Origin of the sequence: Dactylosporangium sp. NPDC000555 (genome assembly GCF_040300025.1) — a bacterium.
In the GTDB taxonomy this organism is placed as follows: domain Bacteria; phylum Actinomycetota; class Actinomycetes; order Mycobacteriales; family Micromonosporaceae; genus Dactylosporangium.
The window spans coordinates 1-15,257 of record NZ_JBEPDB010000029.1; the positions used below are offsets into that span (position 1 = coordinate 1).

Below are 15,257 nucleotides of genomic sequence, written 5' to 3' on the forward strand. Positions count from 1 at the left end.
CTCGCCACGGCGAGGTAGGTGCCCGCCGCGCCCGGGGTGTGGCAGCCGACGCCGCCCGCGTTCGCGGCGCCGGTGCAGTCCGGCCAGGGCGACGGCCGGCCGTTCCTGGTGCGCGACGTGGAGCCGCTGCTGCCGGGCCCGCCGCCGGCCCTGAACAGCGCGGTGTTCCTGCGGGACCTGGCCGAGTCGCGGGCCGTCGGCGCGCTCGACAGTGCCGTCCGCACGCCGGCGCAGACCGCGGTCGCGCGGTTCTGGTCGCAGACGTCGCTCAACGGCTTCACCGGGGCGCTGCGCACGACGCTCGCGCCGCACGGGTCGCACGCCGCGGACCGGCGCCCGCTCGATCGGCGCATCGGGCTCGTCGCGCTGTTCCACGCCGCGACGATCGACGCGCAGATCACGACCTACCGCGCGAAGTACCGCTACCTGTTCTGGCGCCCGGTGACCGCGATCCGCACCGGCGCGGTCGCACCCGACCCGGCCTGGACGCCGCTCATCGCGACGCCGGCGCATCCGGAGTACCCCAGCGGCCACACCACCTACGCGGGCGCGGCGCAGGCCGTGCTGGACACGCTGGCCGGCCCGCCGCGGGCGCCGTTCACGCTGACGAGCCCGGCCGCCGCCGACGTGACGCTGCGGTACTCCGCGTGGTCGGAGCTCACCCGCGACAACATCGACGCGCGGGTCTGGGAGGGCGTGCACTTCCGTCACACCGACGAGATCGGCGCCGCCGTCGGCCGCCGTGCGGCACTCGCGGCCCTTGGCCGCTGGCACGGCCGTCCCGTCTAAAGTCCCAGAGCTCAGGCGTTCGCCGGGAAGGCCTCAGCGAACGCCTGGTGGACCGGGGTCCCGGGCAGGCGGTCGTAGACGGCGAACACCACGCGGTCGAAGCACGGGACCTCGCGCAGCGCGACGGCGAAGGCCCGGGCCACCTCGGCGGGCGCGTTGCGGAAGACGCCGCAGCCCCACGCGCCCAGGACCAGGGTCCGGTGGCCATGGGCGGCCGCGACCCGCAACACCCGGGCGGCCCGGGCGCGCAGCACGGCGGGCACCTCGCCGGCGTCGGCGGGCTGGCCGCGCAGGATCGCGCCGAGGTTGGGGGCCGCGGCGGTCAGGAACGAGGTGCGGTACGGCGAGTCGAGCAGCCGTCCCTTGTCGTCGCGGAAGACGGGGACGCCCGGCGAGTAGATGACCCTGTCGCTGTAGCGCAGGTCGCGCTGCCCCCGGTGGAAGTCGTAGAACGCGGACGCGGTGCGCTGGCAGGCGTACAGGGCGGACGCGCGCGCCAGGCTCTCCTCCTGCGCCTGCGCGCCGCCGAGGAAGCCGCCGCCGGGGTTCTTCGCGGAGGCGAAGACGAGCGTCGCGGCGTCCTCGCCTGCGCGGCGGGCGGCCGCGAGCGTCGACTCGCGGGTCACCTCGATCGCGGGCGGTCCGGCGGCGGGGCGGCCGGCGGGGAGCGGCTCGTGCGGCTCGTAGAGGCGGGTGCCCGCCACCGCCTCCGCCACCGCGGCGGCGATGGAGACCGGCCCGCCAGCCCCGTCGGCGTATTCGCCGCGCTCGGCGATCGCGACGGTCTGGCGGGCGATCTCCCGCAGTCGATCACTCACGCGGGCCACCGTAGCAGCGCAGGGTGCCGTGCTCGAACCGTTATTCGCGACCCCGGTGAACACTGATAACGGCACCCGCGGCCTCACCTAGATGAGGTTGGGCAGCAGTTGTCCCAGCGCGTCGGTCACGCCCCAGAGCGTGGCCAGGATCGCCGGCACGCCGACGATCCAGGTCTGCAGGGCGCCCCAGCGCCGGGCGGCCCACGTGCCGCCGAACGCCGCCCCGGCCAGCAGCTGCAGCCACAGCACCAGGGGTACCAGGGCGTCGGGGTTGGCCTGCATCGCCCGCTCGCGGACGTCGATCATCGAGGGGCGGCCGGGTGGGCCGAGCTTGGGATCGCCCTTCAGCACCGAGTCGACGTACACCACCCGGTCCGTCGCCCAGCCCGTGCGCCAGCCCTGGCCCTCCGCCGTGGCCAGGATCAGGCGGCTGCCGCCCTTCTGCAGGGGCGTCGGGGCCGGGTCGTCGGCGCGGCGCACCCGTTGTACCTCGTAGTCGAACTCGCCCTGGCCCGTGGTGACGGTGAAGTGGTCGCCGGGGGCAAGGGCGGTGAGGTCGCCGAACGGGGCGCCGTACGCGGCGGCGTGGCCGTAGATGACGCTCGTGCCGGGCTGGCCGGGCAGCGGCGTGTCGCGGCGGTGGCCGGGGGCCGAGCGCATCACGTCGCCGTCGGTGCCCTCGACGACCACCTGGCTCAGGCCGATGACCGGGGCCACGATCAGGGCGATCGGCGTGCCGGGGTCGATCGCGCCGCCCAATGGGGTCTCCGCCGAGGCCAGCGTCCGGCGGAGCTCGTTGTACAGCTCGCGCTGGTCGTGCTCCTGGCGGAGGGCGCTGGCGCCCAGCAGGTAGGTGAGCAGCCAGCCGCAGAGGACGGCCAGGGTGATCAGGCCGCGGGAGAGCACCTTCATCACAGACTCCGTCGCCAGTCGTTGAAGCCGGTGATCAAGCGCATGATCGTGCCCGCGCAGCCGGCGCACAGGCCGACGAGCAGGATCACCGGCAGGCCCCACGAGGCCAGGACCGAGGAGAGCAGCGCGGTCGTGCCGACCGGCTGGGCCACCGGCTGGGCCGGCGGGCTCGCCGAGGCGCTCGGGGCGGCCGACGGGCGGCTGCCGCTGTTGGGCACCGTCGTGCCGCCCGAGCCGGAGCCGGAGCTGCCGCCGTTCGAGCCGTTGTTCGAGCCGCCGGAACCGTCCTGGCCGGGAGTGGTCTCGGGTACCACCCGCGGCACCTCGCCCTGCTGGCGCGCCACGGCGTCGGCGGCCTTCAGCGTGTACCGCACGTAGTCGCCGAACCCGTTCGCCGCGGTCAGGGGCAGGTAGCCGGGCGGGAGCTGCCCGTTCTCGGTGCCCTGGACCTGCCCGTCGCCGACGGCGAAGCGCAGCAGCTGCGCCAGGCGGCCCGGGTCGTCGCCGGGCACGTCCTTGGTCGCGACCGCGGCGTAGACGGGCAGCGTGCCCGGGTAGGCGTCGGCGCCCGCCGGGGTCCGCATGGTGTCGTACGGCATGACCCAGGCGTTGGCCGTGGCGTCCGGCTTGGCCAGCCGCATCGCGGCCTTGAGGGACGCGTCGCCGGGGCCGGCGAACGTGCGGCCCGTGGTGTCGGTGAACTTCGCCGACTTGCCCACCGTCGACGTCGTCTGCAGGGCCGCCGTGTTGAGCTGGTAGTACTGCGCCTGCGCCAGCGACGTGATGCCGAGCACGAACCGGTCGCCGCGGCGCTGCCGCCCGTACGGGCTGAGGTTCGCGCTCACGGGCGTGTTGCTGGTGTCGTAGAAGACGGCGCACCGGATGCGCGCGTTGGACTGGCCGAACTGCAGCCGGTCCACCGTCTGCATCATCGTGGTCACCGGCGAGGCGAGCAGCGGGCCGTACGGCTGCATCGGGAACTGCTTGATGAACTCCTCGGGCAGGCCGCAGGTGCTGTACGGCGTGAAGCTCGGGTCGGTGAACGTGTCCAGCAGCGGCCAGAACTCCTGCGGCAGCTCGATGCCCTTGTAGCCGGGGTTCACCACCATGCCCCACGGGTCGGCCTCGCCGTTGAGGAACGCGCGGGCGTCGGGGTCGGCGTTGAGGTACGCCGTCAGGGCCCACATCACGTCGGAGTTGCCGGACAGCGCGATGAGGGCGCTGGCCGACAGCGCCTCGTAGAGCGAGTCGCCGACGTCCGGGTTGAGCGCCTTGAACTCGGGGTCGACCGAGACGAAGGTCGGGTTGTTCGCCATAGCGCGGTACGGATGGTCCGCCGGCAGCTTGTCCTCGTCCTTGAACAGGGCCGTCAGGTCGGGCCGCCCGGGATAGGACTCGCTGAGCAGCTTCGCGATGAGCCGCGGGTTGAGCTTGAGGCTCTTGTACTCGTTGTGGTTCTTGTCGTCCATCACGTAGCTGATGGCGAAACCGGTGACGGCTATCGGCGCGTTGACCACGGGTCTGCCGTAGTCGCCGTCGTCCGGTGGCCGGCTGACGAGCGCCGCACTGATCTTGCCGTCGTCGAGGTTGCTCTTGGCCAGCGGCTCGCCCATCTGCACCTGGCGGAACTTGAACCGCGACGGGTCGGAGCAGAACGCGGGCGCCCACTGGGCGATGGCCTCCTGCATGAGCTCGGAGCCGAACAGTTCCACCGGCAGCCGGATATCGCCGATGTCGCAGACGTTCGCCGAGGTGCCGAAGCCGAGCTTGATGCTGAAGTGGTGCTTCCAGATCGACGGGCTCCACCAGTTGGCGGCGGTCACGGCGGTGTCGACCTGGTAGCGGCCGATGGGCGAGGGCAGGAACTCGTTGACCTCGTGCTGGCCGGTCGCGCGGCAGGCCGCCTGGGCGCTGTCGGACTGACGCCCGAGCGCGGGCCGGTCGTTGGCCGGCATGTCCGCGTAGGTCTCGTCGCAGCTCATGCCCATGATCGGCAGTACCACGAGCGAGCATGAGACCTTCGCCGAGCAGCCGAGCGAGGCGTTCTCCAGCCCGGTCCAGATGACGAACTTGGCGCTGCCGTTGCCGTCCTTGTCGGTGCTGGCGTATGTCGTGTTGCCCGGCGGCGCGGCCTTGTCCTCGACGTTGACCATGTCCGGCGCGAGCACCTTGCCGCAGACGTCAGTCTTGTCGTAGCTGGTCAGCGGCCGGTAGACGGTCTTGTCCTCGGCGACGAACGGCTCGTAGTGCGCCACCTGGTCAATCGGGCCGGGGCACGCGGCCGGCACCGGGTCGGGGAAGCCGACCACCTGCTTGCGCTGGGCCGCGGTCGCGTCGCGGTCCAGCCGCCACGGCGGGAACATGTACGGGATGTTGTAGTTGTCCTTGCGCTGGTCGAAGCCCTGCGTCCAGCACGTGCTCGGGTTGAGCGTGCCGCTGCGCTCGTCACCCCGGCACTGCATGATCATGACCGGGTACTCCTGGTAGAGCGCGTCGGCCGCGTTCTGGTTGTCGACCACCCCGTGGCTGGGGTGCGCGCCGCTCCACTTGACCTCGATCTGCTGCCGGGCCTTGAGCCGCTCGACCTGGCTCACCTGCACGGTCACGGTGCGGGTGTCCGCGACGGTCTCGGTCCCGTCGGCGTTGAGGTGCTTGCGGGCAAAGGTCTTGGTCTCGTTGTACGCCGGGCTGTCGGCTCTCGCCGGCGCCGCGCTGAACGTGGCCGCGGGCAGCAGCAGCGCCAGGATCAGCAGGGTCAGCCCGGCGGCGCGGCGGCGGCCGTTCACCGCTCGTCCTTGCGGGCCGCGAGACGGCGGGCGAAGAGCGCCGGTACGAACAGCACGAGCAGCAGCAGGCCGGCCGCGACCGGACCGAGCACGGAGGCGTACCGGTTGGCGCGGAAGGCGGCGAGGTCGGTCGGCGTGCCGATCGCGTTGGCGTCGCTGGCTCCGTTCCCGCCGCTGCCGCCGCTGCCGTCGCCGCTGCCACTGCCGCCGATCACCTCGCCCGTGTCCGGATCGACCTGCGCGCCGCCATCGGTCCCGCCGGTCGTGCCGCCGCTGCCGCCGGAACCGGCCGTCCCGCCGCCGTTCGTGCCGCCGTTGCCACCGCCCGAGCCGTTGCCGTTGCCATTGCCGCTGCCGTTGCCGTTGCCACCGTTGTTGTTCGAGCCGCCGCTGTTGGACCCCTTCGGCGGGCAGGGGCCGGCGCCGGTCTTGTCGCAGGGCTGCGGCTTCGGCGCGATCTCCGCCAGGTGGTTGCGGTTGAGGTCACCGGGCACGAACGTCGGGTTGTTGCAGCTGGTTTCCGGCGTGTTCCGCAGTTCCACCGCCGGGTCGGCCGTCTTGAGCTTCGCGATCTGCTCGAAGCCCGCCTTCACGAGGTTGAGCGGCAGCGGCGAGTACCCCTTGGTGCCAATGCTCTGCTGGCCGGCGCAGATGGAGTAGCTCACGAAGTCGGCGAGCGTCTGGCGCTTCGCCGTGGTCAGGCGCTTCTCGTTCTTGTCGGTGGCGGCGCCGGTCGGCAGGATCATGTACGAGTACGACGACAGCGGGTACGTGCGCTCGTCCGGGTGGACGTACACCTTGTCGAGGTTCTGGATCAGGTACTCCGGCGAGTCCGGATTGGTGTTGATCGTCGCCGCCGTCAGTGACACGGCTACGTTGTACTCCGTGGGCTCGGTGAAGTAGCCGGCCGCATTGCCGATCTTGGCGACCGGGTATTTGATGTTCAGCGCGTAGGAGTACTCGTCGTAGCCGATGGCGCCGTTGCCGGCCTTCGACACGATGAAGTTCATGACGCCGTCGGAGCCGGTCTGCGGCACGGCGTTGCCCTTGTGCGGGTAATACTCCGTCGGCACGTTCCGGCCGGCGAAGGCGCCCCAGATGCCCGGGTGCTGCTTCACGAGGTACCGCGTGAACTGGGCGGTGGAGCCGGAGCCCTCGGCGTGCAGCACCGGGACGATCGGCAGCGACGGCAGCTTGCGCCCGTTGTTGTCCGCGGTGATCTGCGGGTCGTTCCAGTTCGTGATCTGGTTCGTGAAGATCTTCGCGAGCGTCTCGCCGGACAGCCGCAGGTCGCGCACCAGCTTGCCGCCGACCTCGATGTGGTACGGGAACGAGGTGCCGCCGGCGACGAGCGGCAGGTACGCGTACGGCCGGCCCTTGGGGGTGTCGTCCTCGCCGGTCAGCGCGTCCGAGCCCTGGAACGGGATGTCGGTGATCGCGAAGTCGTTGGTCTGGTACGCGAAGTCCTTGCGGCCGTTCGCGGAGCCCAGCGCGGTGAACACGACCTGGAGGCCCTGCGGCGTCACGTCGCTGATCCACTGGGCGAGCGCGTTGGCGCTCCATGACGATCCGGTGCCCTCGATGCGGACGTGCGCCGCGGCGGCGACCGGCCGCCCGGTGGCCACCAGCAGCAACGCCACGACGGCGCTGAACACGGCCGCGCGCCGCGCGGCCGAGCCGGCACGCCTTCCGGGCAAGGCGGGGATGGTGGGCTTCATGCTGATCTTCCTCGCAATATCGGGGTGGTCCGGCATCGTCATGACAGGGGCTAGCGGCGGCCGACCCGCGGCCGCGCGAGCCAGCGGGTGATCGCGAACAGCAGCAGCACCAGCACGAGCAGCACCACCGCGGCGCCGAAGCCCCGGGTGATGTTGTTCGGCTGGCCGCTGCGCACCGCGGTGAAGATGTACAGCGGCAGGGAGTTCATCGTGAAGTGGACGGGGTCCCAGTTCATGAACGTCGAGGCGCCGGAGGTGAGCAGGACGGGTGCCGTCTCGCCGACGCCGCGGGCGATCGCCAGGATCAGCGCGGTGGCCAGGCCCGGGCGAGCGGTCGGCAGGACGACCCGGCGGACCACCTGCCACTGCGAGGCGCCGAGCGCCAGGCCGGCCTCGCGCAGGCCGCCCGGCACGACCCGCAGCACCACGTCGGCGGCGCGGGCGATGATCGGCACCATGGTCACCGAGATCGCCAGCCCGGCCGCGAAGCCGCTCTTGGGGAAGTTGAACGCCACGATGAGCGTCGTGTAGATGAACAGGCCGGCGAGGATGTCCGGCACGGCGGTCATCGCCTCGACCAGGGTGCGCACGATCCGGGAGAACCGGCCGCCGACCTCCGTCATGTAGACGGCGGTCGCGATGCCGAGCGGCAGCGAGATGACCACGGCGATGCCGACCTCGATGAACGAGCCGACGATCGCGTGCAGGATGCCGCCCTGGTCCAGGGGCGCGTCGCCGGGCACGCCGGCCATGTCCTTCGTGTAGAAGTTCAGGTGCGGCAGGGCCGGTGCGCCCCGGAAGAGCGTGTAGAGCAAAGTCAGGGCCAGGCTCAGGCCGACGAGCCCGGCGCCGGCGTGCAGCGCGGCCGAAGCGACCCGGTCGGCCACCACGGGGCGCGGGTTGCCGACCGCCGTGACGACGGCGTAGAGCACGACGAAGGCCAGGTACCAGCAGATGAGGAAGCCGGTGAGGCCGGACAGCAGCAGCACCTGCGTGTAGAACAGCCAGGTCAGCGCGAGCGAGCCGGCCCCGGCGCCGATGACGCTGGCCCGGTCGTCGATGGTCTTGCTCTGCAGCTTCCGCGGCAGGTCCGGCGGGAGTTCCGGCGCCGCCGGCGGCGGACCCACCTGCGGTACCGGGTCCGCCGATTGGTTCTGTGGCATGACGGCCGTCATGGCGCTCCCCCGCTCAGATCTCGGTCGCCGCGCCGCTGCGACTGCGGCTGACGATGACGGCGGCGATCGTGTTGACGATCACGGTGATGACGAACAGCACGAACCCGGCCGTGAGCAGCGCCGACAGCTGGACCGCGGTGGCCTCGCCGAACCGGTTGGCGATCAGCGAGGAGACGGTGATGCCGCCGTTCTCCAGGATTCGCGCCTTGAGGTCGAAGATCGGGGCGATGATGAGCAGCACCGCCACGGTCTCGCCGAGCGCACGGCCCAGGCTGAGCATCGTGCCGCCGATGATGCCGCCGCGGCCGAACGGCAGCACGACGGCGCGGACCATGCCCCACCGGGTCGCGCCCAGGGCCAGCGCCGCCTCGCGTTCGCCGATGGGGGCCTGCGCGAAGACCTCGCGCATGACCGCGCAGCCGATCGGGATCGCCATCATCGCCACGGCCACCCCGGCGATGAAGATGGAGCCGGTGTACCGCGCCTGCGCCCACATCGGCGCGTCGGGGTCCGTGTTCACCCTGAACAGCGGGATGAACCCGAGATTCTGGTGGATCCAATGCGCGACCTCGAGCAGGTAGGGCTGCAGCATGAACAGGCCCCAGAGCCCGTAGACGATGCTGGGCACCGCCGCCATGAGGTCGACGAGGGCCACGAGCGCACCGCGCAGCTTCGCCGGGGCGTACTCGCTGATGTAGAGGGCACTCGTCAGCGCCAGCGGGAAGGCCACGATCAGGGCCACGGCGGCGACGAGGAACGTGCCGAGCAGGACCTCGGACATGCCGACCTGGTCGCGCTCGGGCTGCCACTCGTTCTCGACGAAGAAGTGCCAGCCGTACCGGCGCAGGGTCGGCACCGCCGCGATGGCGAGCATGAACCCGATCGCGCCGAAGATCACGAGCACGAACGCGCCGATGCCGGTGCTGCCGATGCGGAAGATCCGGTCGGCGATCGCCGGCCGGCTGACGAGCCGGCGCGGCACGTCCGCCGCATCCGGCCCGCCGGAGGTGTCATGGAGGTCCTCGACCGCCCGCAGGTCGCTCATCCGAACCTGCCGTGGACGTAGTCGGCGGTGCGCGGGTCCTGCGGGTTGCCGAACATCTCCTCGGTCGGCCCGTGCTCGACGATGACGCCGGGCTGGCCCTGCTCGGCCAGGAAGAAGGCGCACTGGTCGGAGACCCGGTTCGCCTGCTGCATGTTGTGCGTGACGATGATGATCGTGACCTCGGTGGCGAGCTCCGCGATGGTCTCCTCGACGACCCTCGTCGAGGTCGGGTCCAGTGCCGAGCAGGGCTCGTCCATGAGCAGCACCCGCGGGCGTACGGCGAGCGACCGGGCGATGCACAGCCGCTGCTGCTGGCCGCCGGAGAGCGCGCCGCCGGGCTGTTGCAGCCGGTCCGCGACCTCGCGCCACAGGCCGGCCTTGACCAGGCACTCCTCGACGAGGCGGTCCTTCTCGGCGCGGCGGGCCCGCTTGCCGGTGAGCTTGAGCCCGGCGACGACGTTGTCGTAGATGCTCATCGTCGGGAACGGGTTGGGCTTCTGGAACACCATCCCGATGTCCCGGCGGGCCTCGGTGATGCGCCGGCCGGCCGCGTAGATGTCCTCGCCGTCGAGCAACACCTCACCCGCGAGCTGCGCCGAGGCCACCAGCTCGTGCATCCGGTTGAGGATGCGCAGGAACGTCGACTTGCCACAGCCGGACGGGCCGATCAGCGCGGTGACCTGCCCGGCGTGCATGGTCAGCGACACCCGGTCGAGCACCTTGCGCGCGCCGAACCAGGCCGAGATGTGCCTGGCGTCGAGGGTGGCCGGCGGCGGCACGTCCGAATACGGCGCCTCGGCGAACTGGATCGTCTGGGTCATGACCGACTCCCGGTACGGACGTTGCGCCGGCGGGCGGCGCTGAGCGCGGCGGCGCCGAGCGCCACGAGGCCGACGCCGACGCCGGCGATGAGCAGGATGTTGAGGCCGGTCCGGGGCAGGTCGCCGCCGGGCGGGCCGGTCGGCGACGTCGACGGCCCGGTAGACCCGGACGGCCCGGGTGGCCCGGGGCTGCCGCTCACGTCGACCAGGATCGGTACCCCCTCGTCGCGAGCCGGCGCCCCGAGCGCCAGCCGGAGGCCGTCCGCGGGCCGCGCCGGACGCCGGGGCCCGGCGGCGGCGTCGGACCGTGCGCCGAGCAGCGTCCAGGTGTCGCCCTCGACCTTCAGGTCGGCGGTCGCGTACGAGCTGTTCAGCGTCGGCTCGTTGGGCACGCCGAGGTAGATCCGCAGCTGGACGAGGCCGTCCCAGCGGGTGGGGTACCGCTCGATGAACTCGGCGAGCGACAGCCCCTGCGCCGGCGCCTCCACGGCCGGGTGCGCCGCGTCAGCGTAGGTGCTCGCGCCGGTCAGGTAGGTGCCCGCCCACAGCTGCGGGTCGACGCCCGCCCGCGGCTGGTAGGCCAGCAGGCTCGCCTTGCGCCCCTCCCCGTCGTACGGGGCGGGCGCGGCGGCCTGGCTGACGGCCTTGGCCACGAACGGCTTGTCGGACAGCTTGCCGGACGTCTTGACCTTGTCGTCGGCGCCGTAGAGCACGATCGCTCCGGTGGAGCGGTCGTCGTGGTAGGGCACGCGCTCCTCGTGCTTGCCGCACGCGGTCAGCAGAGCGAGGGCGGCGGCGACGACCAGCAGGGCCGCGCCGGTCGAGATGCGCCGGGTCACGTGGCGGCCCCGGCGCTCGCCCCGGCCTTTTCGGACGCGCCGACTGAAGGCTTGCCGACGGCGGGCATGTCGCGGATGGCCCGCGTGGGCCGCTTGGGGCCGCCGGCGCTCGGCCGGGGCGGGGTCGGCGGGGTCGGCTTCTTGGGGTCGTCACCCTTGCCCTTGCCGGGGCGCGGCCGGCCGAAGCGCAGGCGGATGAGCAGGGCCAGGCCGACGAGGACGGCCACGATGAGGAGCGTCAGCAGCCACGGCACGGCCCAGATCGTCACCGACGCCTTGGCCGCCGCGATCTGCTGGCCGACGGGCTGCGTCGCGTCCGGGTAGGGCTCGAGCTCGACGTTGGCGTCGATCGGACCGGCCGGGAAGACGCCGTCGACGTGCGCGGTGTACGTCACGCGCTGGCCGGGCAGCAGCTCGGCGAGGTCCTTGCGATCCTCGCCGCCAAGGCGGGCGCCGAAGATCGCGGAGGTCACGGTGACCCGGGCGTGGCTCGACAGCCGGATGTTGCCGGTGTTCACGACCGTGTACGTGACGTCGACGCCGCCCTTGCCGATCGGGTTGCCGACGCCGTTGTACGTCGCCCGCACCTTCTGCGTCTCGAGCGTGGGACGCAGCAGGCCGGCGATCCTGAGGTACAACCGGACCGCCACGCGGGTGTCCAGCTTCACGTCGGTGCCGCCGGTGGCCAGCGAGACCACGACGCCGCCGGCATGGTCCCCCGGCGTGGCGTTCGCCGGCACGTCGATGAGGAACGGCACCGAGACGCTGGCACCGGCGTCGATGTCGACGGTCTGGCTCGGGAACTTCATCCACGAGCCGATGCCGGTCGGCTTCGTCGCGGCGGGGAGCAGGTCGAACGCGCCGGTGCTCGTGTTGAACGCGTCGGTGCCGTAGACGACGAACGAGGCGCGGACCTTGCTGGAGTTGGTGATCAGCACGCGCTCCTCGACCTTGCCCCCCGGGTCGCCCTGGAGCGTGTAGTGCGTGCGCCGGTCGGGCTTGCCGTCGGCGGTGGCGGGCCGCACGGACCACACGCGATTACCGTCGTCGCTGGGCTCGGCGCGCGCGGGGGCGCCGGCCAGCAGGAGCGCGGTCACGGTCGCGAACACAGTCACGAACATGCTGGCGAGACGGAGGTACGGCTGGCTCGTGCGGGCTGATTTCATGACTGGTTCCGTTCCGGCGCTGGCGAGGTAGGACCGCAGATGCTGGGAGCCAGGCCGACCGGGGGAACCGGCCGGCCTGGCACTTTGTGGTGCTGTCGCGGTTTGGCCGCGAGTTACGGGCTGACCAGGGTCAGCGTGAGGGTGCTCTGGTACAGACCGGTCGGGGACGTGTCCGGAATCCGCAGCTCCAGGGAGGCGCTGAGGTGCTGGGTACCCAGACCGTTGCCCTGGGCGGCCTTGGCGAACAGGCTGCTGGTGTGCAGACCGTCGCTGCCGGCCGTCTTGAGCTTGGAGTCGACCGCGGAGCCGGCCGCCGGCGTGCCCTCGGCGTCGCTGCCGGTGGCGAGGGCGGGCGTCCAGCCGAGGTTGCTGGCCGTCACCGTGGTGGAGCCGCTGACGAAGTCGCTGGCCTGGCCGTTGAGCGTCCAGCCGTCCTGCGTCGGACGGGTGTCGTTCACCGACACGCCGGTCAGCGAGCCGGTGAACACCCAGGCGTGGCGGTGACCCGTCGGGTCAGTCGCCTGCGCCGGGTGGCCGTTCGGGTCGTCGACCGGAATCTGGGTCAGGCGCACGGCCGTGCCGGACGCGACCTGCAGCGACAGGGCGCCCGCGAAGGGCTCGGTGTCGTTCTGGGCCTCGACCGGCACGGCGGCCGAGTTGCTGCCCACAACGGCGTAGTTGATGATCGACGAGGACGACGACTGGACGCCGCCGACGCTCGGCGAGAAGGTGGCGATCAGCGCGTGGTTGCCGATACCGAGGCTCGCGGTCAGGGTCGCGGCACCGGTCCCGGCGTTGTAGTCGCCAGCGCCGAGGTCCGTCGCGCCGTCGAAGAAGTGCACCGAGCCGGCGGTGCCGGCCGGAGCGACGGACGCGGAGAGGTTGACGTCGAGCTTGCCGTTGCCACCGGCCGTCGTGCCGCTCGGCGGGTTCACCGAGAGCGTGGTGGTGGTGGGCGTGCCGGCCGGGTTCACCGTGTAGGCCAGCACCGAGGACGTCGAACCGTTGAACGAGTCCGTGTTGGCCGGCGTGAACTGCGCGGTGAACGAGTGGTTGCCGTCGGCCGGGGTGGTCGCCAGGGTGGCGGTGCCGGTCGCGGCGTTGTAGGTCGCGGCGCCGAGGTCGTTGGCGCCGTCGAAGATGTGCACCGAACCGGCGGCACCCGCCGGCGCCACCTTGGCGGTCAGGGTGACCTGGCTGCCGTGGCTGGCCGGGCTGTTCGGGCTGGCCGTCAGCGTGGTGGTCGTGTTGGTCTTGGTGCCCGGGTACACGACCTCCCAGGTGCCCGCCGCCGGGTTGACCTGGATGTCGACCCGGTAGTAGTTCGTGTTCTGCGGCTGGCCCGGCGCCGTGGTGATGAGCCGCAGCTGGTAGATGTTCGCCAGGTTCGCGGCCGTCTCGGTGTTCGGGTTCAACGCGATGTAGCTCGCGAGGCTCGGCACGCCGGTGATGCCGGTCGCGACCGCGTTGGGCGAGGTGTTCAGCGGGGCGGGAGCGTTGGCGTTCGGGAAGTTCTGCGCGCTCGTCAGCAGGCCGCTGACGAACTGGTCCGGCGGGGTGTTGGCCTTCGGCGTGGCCACCCGCAGGAACGCGCGGCTGTCGTCTTCCCGGCCGTGCCCGTCCGCCTCCGCGTAGGCGACGATCGGGCTGTCGTTCACACTACCGCCGGTGATGACCTGGCCGGCCGCGTTGTACAGCGTGAGGCTGCCGCTCACGCTCGGGTCCGGCTCGAACGGCGGCGTGATGGTCGCCGCGAACGCGCTGCCCCCGCTCACGAGAACGCCGGCCGCGACGACCAGAGCGGCCGCCCCGACCATCAACGACCTCGAGCGAATGCCCACTTGGGGCTCCCTTCCTGTGGAACCGGCCGGCGGCGCCGACCGGGATTGCGGACCTGCGAACGAGCTGGTGGTGCGACCGGCGTCAGGCCGTGTGGCACAGGCCGGCGTCGGCGTACTGGTAGGTGAAGCCCGCCGCGTCCTCGATCAGCGGCTGCGCGAGGAACGACCGCGACAGGAACCCGCCCGGGGCGAACAGTTCCTTGTTCCACTTCGCGTTGATCTCGTTCTGGCGCACGACGATGTACACCGGGCGCGTCGTGGAGAAACCGGTGCTGAGGAGCTTCACCGGGTCGACGCTCGGCCGGGTGCCGCCGTTGAAGTACCCGTTGTGGATCATGACCTGCCGGGCGGTCGAGAACGGCGCGATCGCGTTCGCGTTGCCCTGGATCGGCGTCGGGTCGTGCTCCTCGGCCCGGAAGATGTCCGAGCGAAGCTGGGCCTCGGTCAGGCCGAGCTGCTGGATGAAGAACTGCTCGGTGCCCGAGGTGGACGGCGGCAGGATCGGCAGGATCGGCGTGTTGGCCGCCCCGGCCGGGCCGTTCCAGCCGGTGACCTGGCCCCAGTTGCGGATGGTGCCGGTCGCCGAGTAGATCTGCGCCAGGTCGGCCTTGCTGATGCCGTTGGTGCCGGCGTTGGTCGTCACCTGGTTCGACACCGCGATCTTCAGTCCGTCCAGCGCCAGCTGGTAGCAGTGCAGGCCGCCCCAGCCGTTCGTCGCGGCGGCGTCGTCCTCGCCCTTCGTCGGCGGACGCGACATGCGCACGAACTGCACCTTGTGGGTCGTGCCCTTGTCGCTGTTGTTCAAGAAGCTGACGCCGCCAGAGGTGCCGTTGGGCCGGACGACCGGCACGGTGCCAGCGCGCAGCACCACGCCAGCGCCGTTGGTCAGCTTGCCGTTCGCGTCGCCGGTCGCGTCGAAGTTGATGACGCGGCCGCCGGACGCGTTGTAGCCCGGGTTGCCGAGGTAGTCCCCGTCGGCGAGGAAGTTGAGGGCGTATTGGATCGTGTCCGATCCGATGCCGACGACGTCCACGGCCTCGGGGGCGTGGTCGGCATGCGCCGCGGTGGCCTGGGTGAGCATGAGGGCCGTGGCCCCCAGGATCCCGAGGCCGGCCTTGCTGAGTCTTCTCATTGAAGAGCCCTTCCGCCTTGCCGAAGTTCCCTGACATTTCTCTTGCGCCCACGAATGGATGCGGAAGGCACGCTGGCAGTCGCGAACCAAATATCGGGAGTCGAATCATGAACGACGAATGAAGCATTTTTTGCGCCGTTTTTGCGCCGTTTGGAAGGCAGGCGCTATCGGCGCGGTCACCATTTCGGCCACCGCGATCGGACGATGTGTTCAGA

The 15,257-nt window shown here is 71.6% G+C and carries 12 protein-coding genes; 1 reads left to right on the top strand and 11 read right to left on the bottom strand.

What is annotated here, in order from left to right:
• Positions 1-18: 18 nt before the first annotated feature.
• Positions 19-789: a vanadium-dependent haloperoxidase gene (locus ABT297_RS19075; RefSeq protein ID WP_350551040.1), complete on the top strand. Its 771-nt coding sequence runs from the start codon at positions 19-21 to the stop codon at positions 787-789.
• Between the two features lie 11 nt (positions 790-800).
• Here ABT297_RS19075 and ABT297_RS19080 read toward each other — a convergent pair whose 3' ends face one another.
• From ABT297_RS19080 to ABT297_RS19130, 11 genes are all read right to left on the bottom strand, one after another.
• Positions 801-1,607, bottom strand: coding sequence for a TIGR02452 family protein (locus ABT297_RS19080; RefSeq protein WP_350551043.1), 807 nt, complete (start codon positions 1,605-1,607; stop codon positions 801-803).
• Between the two features lie 87 nt (positions 1,608-1,694).
• Complete coding sequence (locus ABT297_RS19085) at positions 1,695-2,519, bottom strand: sortase domain-containing protein (RefSeq protein ID WP_350551045.1); 825 nt, start codon at positions 2,517-2,519, stop codon at positions 1,695-1,697.
• Positions 2,519-5,305, bottom strand: coding sequence for a hypothetical protein (locus ABT297_RS19090; protein WP_350551048.1), 2,787 nt, complete (start codon positions 5,303-5,305; stop codon positions 2,519-2,521). The genes ABT297_RS19085 and ABT297_RS19090 overlap by 1 nt, the downstream gene beginning before the upstream one ends.
• A complete protein-coding gene (locus ABT297_RS19095) occupies positions 5,302-7,023 on the bottom strand; it encodes a substrate-binding domain-containing protein (protein ID WP_350551050.1) in 1,722 nt (573 codons plus the stop codon). The genes ABT297_RS19090 and ABT297_RS19095 overlap by 4 nt, the downstream gene beginning before the upstream one ends.
• Before the next feature lie 50 nt (positions 7,024-7,073).
• The gene (gene pstA, locus ABT297_RS19100; protein ID WP_350551053.1) at positions 7,074-8,186 is read right to left on the bottom strand and encodes a phosphate ABC transporter permease PstA; all 1,113 of its coding nucleotides are present in this window, start codon (positions 8,184-8,186) and stop codon (positions 7,074-7,076) included.
• Positions 8,187-8,211: 25 nt separating this feature from the next.
• Positions 8,212-9,243: a phosphate ABC transporter permease subunit PstC gene (gene pstC / locus ABT297_RS19105; protein ID WP_350551056.1), complete on the bottom strand. Its 1,032-nt coding sequence runs from the start codon at positions 9,241-9,243 to the stop codon at positions 8,212-8,214.
• Entirely contained in the window at positions 9,240-10,064 is an 825-nt protein-coding gene (locus tag ABT297_RS19110; RefSeq protein ID WP_350551059.1) for a phosphate ABC transporter ATP-binding protein, read from the bottom strand. The genes pstC and ABT297_RS19110 overlap by 4 nt, the downstream gene beginning before the upstream one ends.
• Positions 10,061-10,903, bottom strand: coding sequence for a hypothetical protein (locus ABT297_RS19115; RefSeq protein ID WP_350551061.1), 843 nt, complete (start codon positions 10,901-10,903; stop codon positions 10,061-10,063). The genes ABT297_RS19110 and ABT297_RS19115 overlap by 4 nt, the downstream gene beginning before the upstream one ends.
• Entirely contained in the window at positions 10,900-12,069 is a 1,170-nt protein-coding gene (locus ABT297_RS19120) for a WxL protein peptidoglycan domain-containing protein (RefSeq protein WP_350551064.1), read from the bottom strand. The genes ABT297_RS19115 and ABT297_RS19120 overlap by 4 nt, the downstream gene beginning before the upstream one ends.
• A 113-nt stretch (positions 12,070-12,182) precedes the next feature.
• Positions 12,183-13,910, bottom strand: coding sequence for an Ig-like domain repeat protein (locus tag ABT297_RS19125; RefSeq protein ID WP_350551067.1), 1,728 nt, complete (start codon positions 13,908-13,910; stop codon positions 12,183-12,185).
• 82 nt (positions 13,911-13,992) lie between these two features.
• On the bottom strand, positions 13,993-15,042 hold the full coding sequence (locus ABT297_RS19130) for a PstS family phosphate ABC transporter substrate-binding protein (RefSeq protein WP_350551069.1): 1,050 nt from the start codon (positions 15,040-15,042) through the stop codon (positions 13,993-13,995).
• Positions 15,043-15,257: the final 215 nt, after the last annotated feature.

Coding starts and splice junctions, on each gene's coding strand:
- pstC (WP_350551056.1), bottom strand. CDS start 9,243: ATGAGCGACCTGCGGGCGGTCGAGGACCTCCATGACACCTCCGGCGGG.
- ABT297_RS19085 (WP_350551045.1), bottom strand. CDS start 2,519: ATGAAGGTGCTCTCCCGCGGCCTGATCACCCTGGCCGTCCTCTGCGGC.
- ABT297_RS19110 (WP_350551059.1), bottom strand. CDS start 10,064: ATGACCCAGACGATCCAGTTCGCCGAGGCGCCGTATTCGGACGTGCCG.
- ABT297_RS19095 (WP_350551050.1), bottom strand. CDS start 7,023: ATGAAGCCCACCATCCCCGCCTTGCCCGGAAGGCGTGCCGGCTCGGCC.
- pstA (WP_350551053.1), bottom strand. CDS start 8,186: ATGCCACAGAACCAATCGGCGGACCCGGTACCGCAGGTGGGTCCGCCG.
- ABT297_RS19120 (WP_350551064.1), bottom strand. CDS start 12,069: ATGAAATCAGCCCGCACGAGCCAGCCGTACCTCCGTCTCGCCAGCATG.
- ABT297_RS19130 (WP_350551069.1), bottom strand. CDS start 15,042: ATGAGAAGACTCAGCAAGGCCGGCCTCGGGATCCTGGGGGCCACGGCC.